This is a genomic window from Rhizobium rhizoryzae (assembly GCF_011046895.1).
Taxonomy (GTDB): domain Bacteria; phylum Pseudomonadota; class Alphaproteobacteria; order Rhizobiales; family Rhizobiaceae; genus Neorhizobium; species Neorhizobium rhizoryzae.
The window spans coordinates 2,477,958-2,492,454 of record NZ_CP049250.1 but is presented as its reverse complement, the minus strand read 5'-3'; the positions used below and the strand labels follow the sequence as shown (position 1 = coordinate 2,492,454).

Annotated in this window: 16 protein-coding genes; 9 read left to right on the top strand and 7 right to left on the bottom strand. The window is 58.8% G+C overall.

Annotation, left to right across the window (positions count from 1 at the left end; translation table 11 throughout):
* The first annotated feature begins 72 nt into the window (after positions 1-72).
* The 5 genes from bcp (at position 73) to G6N80_RS17800 (ending at position 4,863) form a co-directional block, all read left to right on the top strand.
* On the top strand, positions 73-540 hold the full coding sequence (bcp, locus tag G6N80_RS17820; protein WP_165135749.1) for a thioredoxin-dependent thiol peroxidase: 468 nt from the start codon (positions 73-75) through the stop codon (positions 538-540).
* Positions 541-554: 14 nt separating this feature from the next.
* Complete coding sequence (locus G6N80_RS17815; RefSeq protein ID WP_165135746.1) at positions 555-1,397, top strand: ferritin-like domain-containing protein; 843 nt, start codon at positions 555-557, stop codon at positions 1,395-1,397.
* Between the two features lie 83 nt (positions 1,398-1,480).
* The gene (locus G6N80_RS17810; protein ID WP_062554334.1) at positions 1,481-2,764 is read left to right on the top strand and encodes a M23 family metallopeptidase; all 1,284 of its coding nucleotides are present in this window, start codon (positions 1,481-1,483) and stop codon (positions 2,762-2,764) included.
* Between the two features lie 177 nt (positions 2,765-2,941).
* A complete protein-coding gene (locus G6N80_RS17805; protein WP_062554333.1) occupies positions 2,942-4,441 on the top strand; it encodes a DEAD/DEAH box helicase in 1,500 nt (499 codons plus the stop codon).
* Between the two features lie 8 nt (positions 4,442-4,449).
* Entirely contained in the window at positions 4,450-4,863 is a 414-nt protein-coding gene (locus G6N80_RS17800) for an NUDIX domain-containing protein (protein ID WP_165135743.1), read from the top strand.
* A 9-nt stretch (positions 4,864-4,872) separates the two neighbouring features.
* On the opposite strand, the gene G6N80_RS17795 is transcribed toward G6N80_RS17800, so the two are convergent.
* Genes G6N80_RS17795 through G6N80_RS17765 form a run of 7 tightly spaced genes read right to left on the bottom strand, consistent with a single transcriptional unit; the run spans position 4,873 to position 10,519 of the window.
* Positions 4,873-5,196, bottom strand: a complete 324-nt coding sequence (locus tag G6N80_RS17795; RefSeq protein WP_165135740.1) for a TfoX/Sxy family protein — start codon at positions 5,194-5,196, stop codon at positions 4,873-4,875.
* Between the two features lie 6 nt (positions 5,197-5,202).
* On the bottom strand, positions 5,203-6,834 hold the full coding sequence (locus G6N80_RS17790; protein WP_165135737.1) for an NTP transferase domain-containing protein: 1,632 nt from the start codon (positions 6,832-6,834) through the stop codon (positions 5,203-5,205).
* Positions 6,831-7,529: an XdhC family protein gene (locus G6N80_RS17785; protein ID WP_165135734.1), complete on the bottom strand. Its 699-nt coding sequence runs from the start codon at positions 7,527-7,529 to the stop codon at positions 6,831-6,833. The genes G6N80_RS17790 and G6N80_RS17785 overlap by 4 nt, the downstream gene beginning before the upstream one ends.
* Positions 7,529-7,852, bottom strand: a complete 324-nt coding sequence (locus G6N80_RS17780; protein WP_062554328.1) for an XdhC family protein — start codon at positions 7,850-7,852, stop codon at positions 7,529-7,531. The genes G6N80_RS17785 and G6N80_RS17780 overlap by 1 nt, the downstream gene beginning before the upstream one ends.
* A complete protein-coding gene (locus G6N80_RS17775; RefSeq protein ID WP_165135731.1) occupies positions 7,833-9,110 on the bottom strand; it encodes a vWA domain-containing protein in 1,278 nt (425 codons plus the stop codon). Before G6N80_RS17775 ends, G6N80_RS17780 begins: the two co-directional genes overlap by 20 nt.
* 3 nt (positions 9,111-9,113) lie before the next feature.
* Positions 9,114-10,043, bottom strand: coding sequence for an AAA family ATPase (locus G6N80_RS17770; RefSeq protein WP_062554326.1), 930 nt, complete (start codon positions 10,041-10,043; stop codon positions 9,114-9,116).
* A 26-nt stretch (positions 10,044-10,069) separates the two neighbouring features.
* A complete protein-coding gene (locus G6N80_RS17765) occupies positions 10,070-10,519 on the bottom strand; it encodes a flavin reductase family protein (RefSeq protein WP_156379178.1) in 450 nt (149 codons plus the stop codon).
* A gap of 202 nt (positions 10,520-10,721) precedes the next feature.
* Between G6N80_RS17765 and G6N80_RS17760 the strand changes: the two genes are divergently transcribed.
* The 4 genes from G6N80_RS17760 to purB all read left to right on the top strand — a co-directional run bounded on the left by G6N80_RS17760 (position 10,722) and on the right by purB (position 14,440).
* Complete coding sequence (locus G6N80_RS17760) at positions 10,722-11,810, top strand: branched-chain amino acid ABC transporter substrate-binding protein (RefSeq protein ID WP_165135728.1); 1,089 nt, start codon at positions 10,722-10,724, stop codon at positions 11,808-11,810.
* Positions 11,811-11,892: 82 nt separating this feature from the next.
* On the top strand, positions 11,893-12,561 hold the full coding sequence (gene rpe, locus G6N80_RS17755) for a ribulose-phosphate 3-epimerase (RefSeq protein ID WP_062554324.1): 669 nt from the start codon (positions 11,893-11,895) through the stop codon (positions 12,559-12,561).
* A gap of 7 nt (positions 12,562-12,568) precedes the next feature.
* The gene (locus G6N80_RS17750; RefSeq protein WP_062554323.1) at positions 12,569-13,078 is read left to right on the top strand and encodes a hypothetical protein; all 510 of its coding nucleotides are present in this window, start codon (positions 12,569-12,571) and stop codon (positions 13,076-13,078) included.
* Positions 13,079-13,138: 60 nt separating this feature from the next.
* Entirely contained in the window at positions 13,139-14,440 is a 1,302-nt protein-coding gene (purB, locus tag G6N80_RS17745) for an adenylosuccinate lyase (RefSeq protein ID WP_165135725.1), read from the top strand.
* Positions 14,441-14,497 lie beyond the last annotated feature (57 nt).

Sequence of the window (14,497 nt, the reverse complement as noted above, 5' to 3'; positions counted from 1 at the left end):
GGACCAGACGCGCGCCAGTATATACCGATTGCGGCAAGATTGCTGTGCTCGTTCTCCAAAGAAAGGAATATCATGTCCGAACTTCAACCCGGCAACCCCGCACCGGATTTCAGCCTGCCGCGCGATGGCGGCGGTACCGTCTCGCTTTCCAGCCTGAAGGGCAAGCCCGTTGTCGTGTATTTCTACCCCAAGGACGACACCAGCGGCTGCACGACGGAAGCACTTGATTTCACGGCGCTGATTCCAGATTTCGAAAAGGCTGGTGCAACCGTTATCGGCATCTCCCCGGACTCCGTCACCAAGCACGACAAGTTTATCAAGAAGCATGGCCTGGGCATCATCCTTGCAGCGGACGAGGAGCAGGTGGCCGCCAATTCCTATGGCGTCTGGAAAGAAAAAAGCATGTACGGCAAGACCTACATGGGCATCGAGCGCTCCACCTTCCTGATTGACGCTGACGGCAATCTCGCCCGCATCTGGCCTAAGGTAAAAGTCACAGGCCATGCACAGGAAGTGCTTGAAGCAGTGAAAACCTTGTGACAGAGGTCGGAGCCATGACAAAGGCTCCGGATCTCGAACTTCCTCCTGTGACGACGCTGCGCGGCGGCGCAATTGCCGCCGTCTCCTCGGACGACCTCGACATCAAGACACGCCTCGCGCAGCAGGTGGCGACCCGCTGGTTCGAGCGAAAACTGTCGCTGCGCTCACCGCTTGATCCGCCGGTTCCAGACAGGCCGGGGAGACCTGAAAAGCCGGAGCTCGTGCCGCCGAAAGCGGTCGAAAAGCGTTCGCTGCATACGATGAACGGCCGAATTGCAACGCTGCACGCCATCGCGCATATCGAACTTAATGCGGTTGATCTGGCGTTGGACATCGTTGCCCGCTACGTGAGTGAGCCCGTTCCGCACTCGTTTTTCGATGGCTGGATGCAGGTCGCATTCGAAGAAGCCAAGCACTTCAACTTGGTTCGCGACCGCCTGCGCCAACTGGGTGCTGACTATGGCGACATGCCAGCCCATGACGGTTTGTGGAAAGCCGCCCACTCCACGCGCAATGACCTGACCGCCCGCCTCGCCGTCGTACCGCTCATTCTGGAGGCGCGAGGTCTGGATGTGACACCTTCGCTCCAGGCCAAGATGCGGGAAACGGGCGACCACGAAACGGCGGATATTCTCGACGTCATCTACAATGACGAGAAGGGTCATGTCGCGATTGGCGCGAAATGGTTCCGCTTTCTCTGTGCCCGCGAACGCAAGGATCCGGCTGAAACCTTCAAACGTCTGGTGCGGGAAAATTTCCGCGGACCTCTGAAACCGCCGTTCAATGATCTGGCCAGGGCAGAGGCTGGCCTGACCCCATCGTTCTACCGCTCTCTCAGCCCCATAAGTTCCGCGTAAGCGTGAATAGTTAACTGCCCGTTAACCCTAACAGGATGTAATCGCGACAGTTAGGGGCGAGCGATTCACGGCAGGAGAACGACGTGGCGAAGGGTGACGGACACCGCATCTTTGGCAAGCAGCCGACTGAACACGTTCTCATCCTGGCCTCCGGCGATCGCGTCCGGCATATGACAATCCGTCCCTGGATGACTGCATTCTGTGTTGCTTTCGCAGCCCTGCTCACCACCGCCTATCTGGGCGCCACGACATATCTCGTACTGCGCGATGACCTGATCGGCGCGGCAATGGCGCGTCAGGCACGCATCCAATATGATTACGAAGATCGCATTTCAGCGCTTCGTGCCCAGCTCGATCGCATTACCTCCCGCCAGCTTCTCGATCAGCAGGTTGTCGAACAGAAGGTAGAGCAACTGCTCGAGCAACAGAATGCTCTGTTTTCCCGCCACGGCAAACTCGGCAGCCTGCTCCAGCGCGCGGAGGAATCAGGCATTGCTGTGCCTGAAGCACCAGCTTCCGCTCTCCAGCCAGAACTGAAGGAAAAGCAAACGAGCGTAACGGGCGGTCTGAAGGCAATCGATCGCCTGCTGGCACAGGATGGGAAAGCAGCCTCCGGGGCAAAGCCCGGCGGAGTGGCTCCTCAGTCGGGCAGCATTGCGGATCGCGCAGATCGCGTATTTTCCAAAGTCACGCTCTCGCTGAAGAACATCGAGCAAGAACAGCTTCGCCGGATACGCGGCCTTGCAGACGATGCCTATCGCACCGCAGATGCCATGGCGACAATCATGCGCCGGACTGGCGTGGATGTGCCTGATGCGGCCTCCGGCAAGCAGGCCGGCATGGGCGGCCCCTTCGTCGAACCCCTCGGAATCAACCGGTTCGAAACGTCACTGACCGATCTGGATACCGCCCTCAATCGTCTGGACGCGGTGCGGGAGGCGGCGCAGAAGCTGCCCTTCGGCAATCCGGCACCCGGGCGGGAGATCACGAGCGGCTTCGGTAACCGCATCGATCCGTTTCTCGGAAGACTGGCCCTGCACGCAGGCGTGGATTTTCAGGCCGATACGGGTGCGAGCGTGAAGTCGACCGGCGCAGGCGAAGTCATTGCGGCTGGGATGAGCGGTGGCTATGGCAATATGGTCGAGATCGACCACGGTCAGGGTATCACGACACGCTACGGTCACATGTCCAGCATTCTCGTGTCCGTGGGCGATAAGGTCGAGGCAGGTTCGGTGATCGGACGGGCAGGAAGCACTGGCCGCTCCACGGGCCCGCATGTCCACTATGAAGTTCGCCGAGACGGAGACGCCGTCGATCCAATGCGCTTTCTGAATGCAGGCCTCAAGCTCACCACTTACATGAACTGAGCTTGGATTTTGTCAAAATCGCTCAAAAACACTTGTTAATTTACCATTTACGCTTGGTATCCGGGCAGTTTTCTTGACTTTGTCACACTTTGCGCTTATCTCGCGGCCATCATCGGACGCAAAGCGGTTCCGATTCACCTGAGTTCCTTGCGAACCTGAACGGAAATTGTTTTCTCATTGACCACATTTGCTGATCTCGGCCTGAGCCAGAAAGTCCTCTCTGCTGTAACCGACGCGGGTTACACGATCCCGACGCCTATTCAGGCGGGCGCCATCCCGCATGCTTTGCAGCGCCGTGATATCTGCGGAATTGCGCAGACCGGGACCGGAAAGACAGCCTCCTTCGTGCTGCCGATGTTGACCCTTCTGGAAAAGGGACGCGCCCGTGCCCGCATGCCGCGTACGCTCATTCTGGAGCCGACGCGCGAATTGGCAGCCCAGGTCGCAGAGAATTTCGAGAAATATGGCAAGAACCACAAGCTCAACGTGGCTCTTCTGATTGGTGGCGTCTCGTTCGAAGAGCAGGATCGCAAGCTCGAGCGTGGCGCTGACGTTCTCATCTGTACGCCAGGCCGGTTGCTCGATCATTGCGAGCGCGGCAAACTGCTGATGACCGGCGTCGAAGTCTTCGTCATCGACGAAGCCGACCGCATGCTGGACATGGGCTTCATTCCGGATATCGAGCGGATCGCCAAGATGATCCCGTTCACGCGTCAGACACTGTTCTTCTCGGCCACAATGCCGCCGGAAATCCAGAAACTGGCTGATCGTTTCCTCCAGAATCCGGAACGTATCGAGGTGGCCCCGCCATCCTCTACGGCGAAAACGGTTACCCAGCGTCTGGTTGCATCCCACAACAAGGATTACGAGAAGCGCGCGAAGCTGCGCGACCTCATCCGTGCGCAGGATGATCTGAAGAACGCCATCATCTTCTGCAACCGCAAGAAAGATGTGGCCGATCTCTTCCGTTCGCTGGATCGTCACGGCTTTTCAGTCGGCGCCCTTCACGGGGATATGGACCAGCGGTCCCGCACGACGATGCTCGCGAACTTCAAGGACAACAATATCACGCTGCTGGTCGCTTCGGATGTTGCTGCGCGCGGCCTCGACATTCCTGATGTCGGTCACGTGTTCAACTTCGACGTACCAATCCACGCCGAAGACTATGTCCACCGCATTGGTCGTACGGGCCGCGCCGGTCGCTCAGGCCGCGCCTTTACGCTTGTGACCAAAGCGGACGCAAAATATGTAGACGCCATCGAAAAACTGATCGGTCAGGAAATCGAATGGCACGAAGGTGATCTGTCCGCCCTGCCGGCTCCGATGGAAAGCCATGACAATGATCGCGGCAAAAAGGGCCGTGATCGTGACAAGGACCGGGGTCGCGGAAAACGCGGTTCGGGCTCCAAGACAGAGGCTCGCACTCAGGAAGAGTCTCCGAAGAGCAACGTGGCAGCAACACCTGAAGCAAGGACAGAAAGCGTGAACGCAGAACAGGCCAAGATCGACAATCGCCGCAGCAACCAGGGCCGCAACAGCCGTCCTTACCCGGCGAACGACGATAATCAGAGCCGCCGCCGCAGCCACCACCGTGACCATGACGATGGTCCGACACCGGTTGGCTTTGGCGATGATATCCCGGCATTCATGCTGATCGTCGCAAACGCCAAGGGCTGATCCAGCCCATGACATTACGTCCTGGTGTGGATTTTCCGGGCGTCGGTACAGGACTGGTCATCCGCAATGCGGATGGCCATATTCTTTTGTACAAGCGTCTTCGTGCCCCTGAAGCCGGTTTCTGGAATATTGTCGGCGGCAAGGTCGATCACCTTGAGCATTCGGCTGACGCTGCCCGCCGCGAGGCGGAGGAGGAAACCGGACTCACGATTCATTCCGTCGATTTTCTGTGTCTGTCGGAACAGATCATTCAGGCAGATCGGCAGCATTGGGTATCGGTGATCTACCGGACGGATGATTTCACCGGTGAACCGCGACTGACAGAGCCGGACAAGCTTTCGGAATTCGGTTGGTTTCCTTTGGATGCGTTGCCCGCGCCCCTCTCCGCCTTTACGCAGGACGCAATCCGGTTCTTGAAATGAGCAACCGAACTACGTCTTGGCTGTCCTGAAACCGGCTTCGCAGGCCAGACGCGCCCACTTCGCCATCTCGTCGGGATCATCCAGCGCCTCATCCGGCACTGACCAATAGGGCATGAGAACAGGCTTGCCCTTCTTGCCTTCATAGGTCCATTGGCGCGCTCCGGCAGCGCTGAACAGCGGAGCCGTTTCCGCGTCGGCCTTCAAAAGGATCTCGTCGCGAAGTTCCAGCGCGAAGATAACGCCATCGCGGTAAATTCCCTTGCCACCGAACATCTTTCGAATGGAGATCGGCGAAACCGCCTCGAACATTTCCTCGATCGCCTCGTTATCCATCGCTCTCTATCCCCTTAGAATCCCGCCAGCCCGCTCGACAGCCTCCGGAGTGTCGACATCAAGATGGGCAGACGCACCAAGCTCCACGTCGATGATCGGCAGGCCACAAGTTTCGATGACATGCCGCGCACCCACATCTCCGTCCAGGAGTTCAAGATCGTCGAAGGTCGCTCGTGGCAATATGACCGGATTGCCGCGTTTGCCGGACGCCACAGCGCGAACAATGGCACGCCCCTCAGCCTGAACGAAGGCATCAGCCAGAGCCTTGAGATCGTGGCTCGTGATCCCCGGCATATCCGCTAGCACAACCATCAGACCATCGCACTGTTGACGGGACGCAGAGGAAAGCCCGCACTTGATCGAGCTCGCCATCCCCGTTTCGAATAATTCGTTATGAAGGATTTCGACGTCCAGTCCCTCAAGCGCAGCGCTAACATCGATAGCGCGATAGCCTGTTACTACCGTAACAGGGCCAATATCGGCCTTCACCGCCCGTTCTGCCATCCTTCTGACCAGTGGAACGCCGTCAAATTCCGCCAGCAACTTGTGCCCTGCCCTCGCCATGCGCCGCGCCTGACCGGCCGCAAGCAGCACTACGCCCAGCTGCAGCTTATGCGCATGGCCTGCAAGCTCCCTGGGTTGCGGTCGACTTGGTATTTCCATAAGCAGCCCTCCCACGCCAAGCCCCATCAGGTCGTCCGGCGTCGGCGGCTGTCCTGCCAGTATTCGATCCAGAACCCAGTCAAAGCCATTTTCCTTGGGCGAACGTGCGCATCCCGGCGCGACGATGATGGCTGTATCTGCCTTGTGTCCAAGAACCAGCAAATTACCGGGATCGACCGGTAAGCCGACGTGATCCACTATACCGCCTGCCAGCCGCAATGCGTTCGGAAGCACGTCTTCGGCATCACAGACAGCCGACGCTCCGAACAGAATGATCATGCGCGGTCCGCTGCCGTCGAACTCACGTTCGGCGTCCAAGATGGCACGCGCCACCGCATTCTCTTCATGGACTACCCGACGTTCTGAGACGATGACGCTGCCGGACGGCGCCAGACGTCGTCGCAGAACCTGCACCGTCTTGTCGAGGACCGACGGCTTTACCGACGGCAATTGCGTCTGAATGAGAGCGACGGAATGCGGTTGGAAGGCATGAACGGTGACCGCGTCGGCAAGGGTGAGAATCTCTGCTGCCTGATCCACGAGACGCTTGCTGACACCGAGCGGTATGATTTTGATCGTCGCGACCATATCGCCATCCGAGACCTGGCTGTAGTCCTTCAGGCACGCCAATGTGATTGCCGGATCAACGCGATTGAAACGGTCCACGAGCTGTTTATCAGCGCGGAACAAACCCTTACGGGTCGCGTAGACATTAACCCGTCCGGTCGCCGCTGGAGAGAGCCGCAGGTTCTCCCGTTGCAGAAGACGAGCGAGCTGTTCTGCCGCCTCGTCCTCCGTCAAATCGTCATGATCAAGACGGGCAACGATCACATGCTTCACACCGTGATCGCGAAGCGCCTCGACATCGATGGCTGACAGGCGTCGCCCTTTTTGCAGCTTGCCGGTCGCTACCATCATGCTGTGTGCGAGAATTGCTCCCTGCGCCTCTTCAACCCCAACCGGACCGAATTTCATGCGCTTTGCCCGGAGATAGGACGCCGACGAAAGGCCTGCACGATCTCCGCCATGATGGCGAGTGCAATCTCTTCCGGGCTGGAGGCACCGATATCAAGACCGATCGGCGCACGAATTGATGAAATGTCTTCGTCACTGAGTCCCACCTCCTTCAATCGCTCGATGCGCTTGGCATGGGTCTTGCGACTACCGAGCGCCCCGACATAGAAGCATCGGCTGCGCAAAGCGTCCGCGATTGGATAGTCATCAATTTTCGGATCGTGCGTCACGGCCACAAGCGCTGTATAGGCGTCAAGCCCGCGATCCTTCAGCACGTCCTCCGGCCAGTCGGCGATCAGGTCGACACCTTCGAAACGCTCCGGCGTGGCGAAAGCCGTGCGGGGATCGATGATCGACAGGTCGAAATTCATCATCGGCGCCAGACGCGCCAGAGCCTGTGTGATGTGTACGGCACCGATGGCGACGATACGCGGCGGCGGCAGGTAGACATTCAGGAAAACCTGAGCGCCATCCGCCTCTGCCAGGCCGGATTTCCCCGTTTGCAGAGCTTTACCCACCACATCGCGCAAACCGTCCGGCACCGGCTGACCTTCGGTAAAAACCGCGGTCGAACCTGCGGCAAGATCCGTTACGATGACGACGGCCTGACGGGCCTGCCGCGCAGAATTCACCTGTTTGAGAACTTCGATCTGCATCAGTTGAGCTTCTCCACATAGACGCGGATACGCCCACCACAGGATAGGCCGACGCGCCACGCGGTTTCGTCCGCCACGCCAAATTCCAGCAGCTTTGGCGTTCCCGCCTCAAGCACGTCCAGAGCCTCGGTGATCACCGCCCCCTCGACACAGCCACCGGAAACCGAGCCCTCGAAGTTCCCCTCCGCATCGATGATGAGGTGACTGCCAACGGGACGCGGCGCCGAACCCCAGGTTTCGATGACGGTCGCAATCGCCACATCGCGACCTTCCGCTTTCCAGGTTTCGGCAAGAGTGAGAGGATCAAGGGATGCGGCTGACATGCTGGTGGTTCCTTTCCAGGAAGCGGCGGGGATCATGGTCTCGGTTGAAACCTTGGCCGTTGAGTGCTTCTGCAAGTTCGCTGATCGAGCTTATATTGTGCGCCGCCCTGAATTCGTCCACATGCGGCAACATGGCACGTACGCCTTTGGCCTTTGCCTCGAAGCCGTCGAAGCGCAGCAAAGGGTTGAGCCAGATGAGCCGACGGGTGCTTCGATGCAACCTGTCTACTTGTCTAGACAACTCACCCACATCGTCCCGCTCCAATCCGTCCGTGATCAGCAAGACGACCGCGCCACCGCTCATGACACGCCGGCTCCAATCCTTGTTGAACCGGGCAAGCGCTGGCCCTATCCGCGTCCCCCCTGACCAGTCGGAGACAGAGGCAGTGCAGGCAGCCATAGCCTCATCAGGGTCACGATGCTTCAGGCTCCGGGTTACATTTGTCAGCCGCGTCCCAAACAGGAAGACATGCATCCGCCGCCGACGCTCCATCAATGCGTGACAGAAATGCAGGAAGATGCGGGTATACTGGCTCATGGAGCCGGAAATATCCGCCAGAACGACCAAGGGCGGCTCACGCCACCGCACCGTCTTGAACTTCGGCAGCAGCAGGTCGCCCCCGCTTCGCATGGCATGGCGCAGGGTGGCGCGTGCATCGATCCTGCACGGTTGCCGACTGGGCTGGAACCTTCGTGTCCGCACCGTCTGTAACGGCATGACGAGCCCGGATATGACCTGACGCGCCTGCTTCAACTCGGCGGCATTCATCTGCGCGAAATCCATCTTCCGCAGCACTTCGGAAAACGAAGCGGTGAAACGCGCATCCGTCTCGATCTCTTCGCGGACCTCCTGCTTTGCCGGTCTCTGTCTGTTGGCGGTCAGGGCATCGCTCACTCTCGCGGCGGCGGGCTTCGGTTTTTCATTCTCGCGATGATCCGCAATCTTCGGCGACATCATCTGGATCATTTTTTCCACGAGATCGCGACGGCGCCAGAAGATGCCAAAGGCTTCGTCGAAAACCGGAATATCCTCGCGACGCTTGACGAAGATGGCCGCAAGAATTGCCTTGAACTCCTGCCTTGATCCAAGACCGATTGCCTGCACCGCTTCCACCGCATCCATCGTGGATTGAGGCGAGGTCTTAAGCCCTGCCCGTCGTAAAACGCGAGCAAAATGGGCAATGTTTTCGGCGAGCTTTCCGTCCCCCATCGGTAGCGGAGGCAAGATCGCACCATCGCTGGCATTCGGGCCATTCATTGCTCAACCCGCAGCCAGCAGTTCGGCCTTCACTTCAGACAGAAGCTTTGCTCCTTCACCCTCTTTCATACGCGCGATATCATCCTGGTACTTGAGCAGCGTTCCAAGCGTATCGGCAATCGTTTCGGGATCGAGAGCAATCCGATCGAGTTCCGTCAGGGCTGTCGCCCAGTCGATCGTCTCCGCGATACCTGGGTTTTTGAAGAGATCGATCGTCCTGAGCTTCTGAACATAAGCAACAACCTCACGTGACAACGCCTCCGCCGCATGGGGCAGCTTGCGACGCAGAATGGCAAGTTCCTGCTCAGCGTCCGGATAGTCGACCCAGTGATAGAGGCAGCGCCGCTTCAGGGCGTCATGGATCTCGCGGGTGCGGTTGGTGGTGATGATGACGATTGGCGGCTCGCTAGCCTTGATCGTCCCGAGTTCGGGAATGGTCACCTGAAAATCGGAAAGAACCTCCAGCAAAAACGCTTCGAAGGCTTCGTCGGTTCGGTCGAGTTCGTCGATCAGGAAGACGGGGGCAATCTCGCCCGCCTGCGCCAAAGCCTGCAGCACGGGTCGACGGATCAGATGGCGCTCGGAATAGAGGCTCGATTCGATCCTGTCGCGATCGTCCAGACCCGCCGCTTCCGACAGGCGGATATCGAGCATCTGCGCCGGATAATTCCACTCATAGACCGCAGACGAAACATCGAGACCTTCGTAGCACTGCATACGGATCAGCGGCCGGTTCAACCCTTTCGCCAACGCCTTGGCAATCTCGGTCTTGCCAACACCCGCCTCACCCTCGAGAAAAAGCGGACGCTTCATCCGTAGAGCCAGAAACACGACTGTCCCGAGGCTTCGTCCAGCCAGATAATCCTGCTGCGCCAGAAGGCTGATGGTCTCCTCGATTGAAAAAGGCGTGGCAGTCGCGGTCATATCCGGCATGGTTCCTCCCCATGTTTCAGATGATGCTACAGCGAGTGGAACGCACGGTCCAGATAGATCAACGGAGGGTTGGCAGGTCCAAGATGCAAGCCGACGACGGTGCCGATCATGACGAAATGGGTCGCGATACGGCGCACCTCCACCAGACGGCAATCGAAAGCCGCAAGCGCGTCCGAAAGGACCGGTGCACCTGTGGTAAGCTCCATCCAGTCACCCAGCGCAAATCTCTGGTCGTTCGGCAGGTTCTCGAAACCGGCAAGCGCCCGCGCCAGCGGTTGATGGTGAACGGCAAGCGCATTCAGAACGAAACGCCCGCTCTTCTCGAAAATCTCGTTCTTGGCATTGTCTGCATTAAGACAAGCCAACACTGTTGCGGGACTATCAGAAATCGAGCACGCAGCGGTCGCAGTCACACCACGCCGCACGCCTTCCCACTCAGTCGTGACGGCCTGAACATGACCGGCATATCGCGCCATGCCATCCCGATAGCGTGCAGGATCGATCGCTTCAGCGGCCAGTCTTTCGGAAATATCCACACATCTTCTCCCCGGCCGGTGGCCGTGTGATCTCTCGCATATGGATAACCTGCTTGCAGTTTTCCACGCAATGCCGACACGTGAGTTGAAGTTAATACGCAAAAGTCTTTGACGCGCCTTGGTGAACGGATAAATGTCATTCATGCGCCACTCTTCCTTTATCCGTTCCAGTGCTATCCTGTCTGCGGCTCTTTGCGCGCTTCTTGCGCAACCGGCCTCGGCGGCGGTTATCGGCGTCGTAGCTCCGACGTCTGGACCCTATGCCCGGCTCGGCGAGCAGATCCAGCATGGTGCAAGCGCGGCGGTCGGTGATGGCAACCAGATCGTCGTCGTTCCGGAAACATGCGAGCCCGGCAGCGGCAAACAGGTGGCGGAGCAGCTGAAGACACAGGGCGTCAGCATCGCCATCGGCTTTCTCTGCGTCGAAACACTGACGGATGCGCTGCCTTTGCTGAAAGGAACCGGGATCCCTGCTATCACGGTCTCCGTTCGCTCGCGTATTCTATCGGAAGACGCGCAACGTCAAGGCTGGTCGTTCTTTCGCCTTGCACCTGCGGAAGGCCAGGAAGCCGCAGCCCTGTCGGACGTTATCCTCGGACGGTGGCAGAACCAGCCGATAGCGCTCATCGACGATGGCACGATCTACGCACGTGACCTGATCGCCGCGGTTCGTAGCCGGATCGAAGCTGGAGGCATAAAGCCGGTTTTCGTCGATACCTTCCGGCCCGGTCAGGAACAACAGCTGTCTCTCGTTCGAAGATTGGCCAAGGCCGGTGCAACGCGGGTCATCGTCGGAGGAGATCGCACAGACATTGCCGTGATGGCGAGAGACGCGGAAAAGGACGGCGCGAAACTGACCTTCGTTGGTGGGGATGTGATGCGCGCGGCCAACCGGCCCGTCAGCCTCCCGGAAGGCGTCATGGCCGTAGCACTTCCCGATTTCAGCAAGGAAGTCGATGCGGATGGTGCCGTTTCAATCCTGCGCGTCGCAGGCGTCGATCCCGATGGCTACACCCTGCCCGCCTATGCCGCAGTGCAGGTGGCCGAGCAGGCGCTCAACGCCGCTCAAACCCACGCTCTCTCGCTGACAGATGCACTGCGGCAGGAAACCGTTCAAAGCGCCATCGGCCCGGTTGCTTTCCAGAGCAATGGCGAACTGAAGCAGAACCTGTTCACACTGCAAACCTGGCGCCAGAACGGCTGGTCAATGGAGCAGACGCCGACCGAGTAGCTGCGTCCCTGCTAAATCCGGTAATTGTGCAGGTCTTGCTTGGGTGCTAGAGGCGCGGCATACATTCTTCTGGAGGATCCTGATGTCTGCCCCTGTTCTTATCGCCCCCTCGGTTCTGGCTGCCGATTTTTCCAAACTCGGGCAGGAGGTGCGTGATGTCGTGGCGGCAGGCGCCGACTGGATCCATCTCGATGTCATGGACGGTCACTTCGTACCCAATATTTCTTTCGGTCCGGATGTCATCAAATCGCTGCGCCCGCACACGGACGCCTATTTCGACTGCCATCTGATGATCGCCCCCGCCGACCCCTATCTCGAGGCCTTCGCCAAGGCTGGCTGCGACAGCATTACGGTGCACGCAGAAGCCAGCCCGCACCTGCATCGCTCGTTGCAAACCATTCGGGGCCTCGGCAAGAAGGTCGGCGTCACGCTGAACCCGGCAACTCCCCTGTCCGTGCTGGAAAACGTGCTGGACGACGTGGACCTGATCCTGATCATGAGCGTCAATCCCGGCTTTGGCGGACAGAAATTCATTCCGGCGATGAACGAGAAGATCCGTTCCGCGCGCGCGTTGATCGGCAACCGTCCGATCGACATCCAGGTCGATGGCGGCATTACAGCGGAGACAATCGGCGCAGCCACGAAGGCTGGCGCCAATGTCTTCGTGGCGGGTTCTGCGGTGTTCAAGGGCAATAGCGTCGAGAGCTATTCTGCCAATATTTCCGCCCTTCGGTCAGCTGCTGGAGCATAAGAAAAACATGACGAAGGCTGACGCAAACCGAATGCTGCGCGTCAGCCTCGTCTCATCGGCTGTAACCAATCTCGGCTTCGCGCTCTTGTGGGGCGCCTGCTGTTCTGCCCTCATAGCATGGCAGATGTTTAGCTTGGAGCGCTTTCACGGCTTCCACCTTTCAGACCTCATAGTTCTCTATGGCGTCGGCGCATCATCCGGCTGGCTTGTTGCCGCCGTTGGTCTCTTCGGCGTGCGGCGGCTGTTCTGGAGAAACTGGCTGCTCTACCTGTTGGCGGTCACGCTGCTCGCCACAGCCACTGTCGCGGTGACCTCCGGCCTCTTCGCACTCCAATATCGCAGCTTCTATGCCCAATGGCACGAGCATGCGTTCACCCGGATCTGGATACTTCAGTTCCTGTTCACATCTGCATCTGCCGTGTACCAGTTCCTCGTTATCGGTCTTCGTTACTATTTTCCGCTGGGAATGCCGCTTTTACTTGGCGCAGCAGCCATTCTTGTTCGCTCCGTGCGTTGAGATTACCTGCCGCGTTTGGTAAAGCGGGCCAACTTTGACAGCCGTAAGGAACGAGCTTCGATGATCCCGCGCTATTCCCGGCCAGAGATGGTCGCCATCTGGTCCCCTGAAACCAAGTTTCGCATCTGGTTCGAAATCGAGGCTCACGCCTGTGATGCTCTCGCAGATCTCGGCGTGATTCCGAAGGAATCCGCCCGGACCATCTGGGAAAAAGGTGGCGCTGCGGAATTCGACGTGGCTCGCATCGATGAAATTGAAGCCGTTACCAAGCACGACGTCATCGCCTTCCTGACGCATCTGGCGGAATTCATTGGCCCGGACAGCCGTTTCGTGCATCAAGGCATGACCTCGTCTGACGTTCTGGATACGACGCTGAACATCCAGCTCGTCCGCGCGGCGGATCTTCTGATTGCCGATATGGACCGCGTCCTGGCGGCCTTGAAGACACGCGCCTTCGAGCACAAGGATACTATCCGCATCGGTCGCAGCCACGGCATCCATGCCGAACCGACGACCATGGGCCTTACCTTCGCGCGCTTCTACGCCGAAATGGACCGTAACCGCGCCCGCCTCATCAATGCCCGTGCGGAAATTGCAACCGGCGCCATCTCGGGCGCGGTCGGTACCTTTGCAAACATCGATCCGCGCGTCGAAGAACATGTCTGCGCCAAGCTTGGCCTTGCGCCGGAGCCGGTTTCGACGCAGGTCATCCCGCGCGATCGTCATGCCATGTTCTTCGCCACCCTCGGCGTCATTGCATCGTCGATCGAAAACGTGGCCATCGAAATTCGCCACATGCAGCGCACAGAAGTCCTGGAAGCGGAAGAGTTCTTCTCGCCCGGCCAGAAGGGCTCCTCGGCCATGCCGCACAAGCGCAATCCGGTTCTGACGGAAAATCTCACCGGTCTCGCCCGCCTCGTGCGCATGGCCGTAACCCCTGCCATGGAAAATGTTGCACTGTGGCACGAGCGCGATATCAGCCACTCTTCCGTTGAGCGCGGCATCGGCCCCGATACGACGATCACGCTCGATTTCGCGCTGAACCGTCTTGCAGGCGTCATCGAAAAGCTGGTGATCTATCCGGACAACATGTTGAAGAACCTCAACAAGTTCCGTGGACTGGTTCACTCGCAGCGCGTTCTGCTTGCCCTTACGCAAGCCGGTGTATCGCGTGAGGACTCCTACCGTCTGGTTCAGCGCAATGCGATGAAGGTCTGGGAAAAGGGCGCCGATTTCCTGGAGGAATTGCTGGGCGATGCTGAAGTCCGTGCCGCACTTCCTGAAGAAGCAATCCGCGAGAAGTTTGATCTCGGTTACCACACCAAGCACGTCGACACGATCTTCAAGCGAGTCTTCGGCTAAGTCCGAGCGATTTTTATCGAGAGCATATCAGCCGGGGTCTTTCCCCGGCTGATTTCG

What these genes read in the sequence shown, in the direction of transcription:
- bcp (WP_165135749.1), top strand. Translation starts at nt 73, where the DNA reads ATGTCCGAACTTCAACCCGGCAACCCCGCACCGGATTTCAGCCTGCCG.
- G6N80_RS17815 (WP_165135746.1), top strand. Translation starts at nt 555, where the DNA reads ATGACAAAGGCTCCGGATCTCGAACTTCCTCCTGTGACGACGCTGCGC.
- G6N80_RS17800 (WP_165135743.1), top strand. Translation starts at nt 4,450, where the DNA reads ATGACATTACGTCCTGGTGTGGATTTTCCGGGCGTCGGTACAGGACTG.
- G6N80_RS17795 (WP_165135740.1), bottom strand. Translation starts at nt 5,196, where the DNA reads ATGGATAACGAGGCGATCGAGGAAATGTTCGAGGCGGTTTCGCCGATC.
- G6N80_RS17790 (WP_165135737.1), bottom strand. Translation starts at nt 6,834, where the DNA reads ATGAAATTCGGTCCGGTTGGGGTTGAAGAGGCGCAGGGAGCAATTCTC.
- G6N80_RS17785 (WP_165135734.1), bottom strand. Translation starts at nt 7,529, where the DNA reads ATGCAGATCGAAGTTCTCAAACAGGTGAATTCTGCGCGGCAGGCCCGT.
- G6N80_RS17780 (WP_062554328.1), bottom strand. Translation starts at nt 7,852, where the DNA reads ATGTCAGCCGCATCCCTTGATCCTCTCACTCTTGCCGAAACCTGGAAA.
- G6N80_RS17775 (WP_165135731.1), bottom strand. Translation starts at nt 9,110, where the DNA reads ATGAATGGCCCGAATGCCAGCGATGGTGCGATCTTGCCTCCGCTACCG.
- G6N80_RS17770 (WP_062554326.1), bottom strand. Translation starts at nt 10,043, where the DNA reads ATGCCGGATATGACCGCGACTGCCACGCCTTTTTCAATCGAGGAGACC.
- G6N80_RS17765 (WP_156379178.1), bottom strand. Translation starts at nt 10,519, where the DNA reads ATGGCGCGATATGCCGGTCATGTTCAGGCCGTCACGACTGAGTGGGAA.
- G6N80_RS17760 (WP_165135728.1), top strand. Translation starts at nt 10,722, where the DNA reads ATGCGCCACTCTTCCTTTATCCGTTCCAGTGCTATCCTGTCTGCGGCT.
- rpe (WP_062554324.1), top strand. Translation starts at nt 11,893, where the DNA reads ATGTCTGCCCCTGTTCTTATCGCCCCCTCGGTTCTGGCTGCCGATTTT.
- G6N80_RS17750 (WP_062554323.1), top strand. Translation starts at nt 12,569, where the DNA reads ATGACGAAGGCTGACGCAAACCGAATGCTGCGCGTCAGCCTCGTCTCA.
- purB (WP_165135725.1), top strand. Translation starts at nt 13,139, where the DNA reads ATGATCCCGCGCTATTCCCGGCCAGAGATGGTCGCCATCTGGTCCCCT.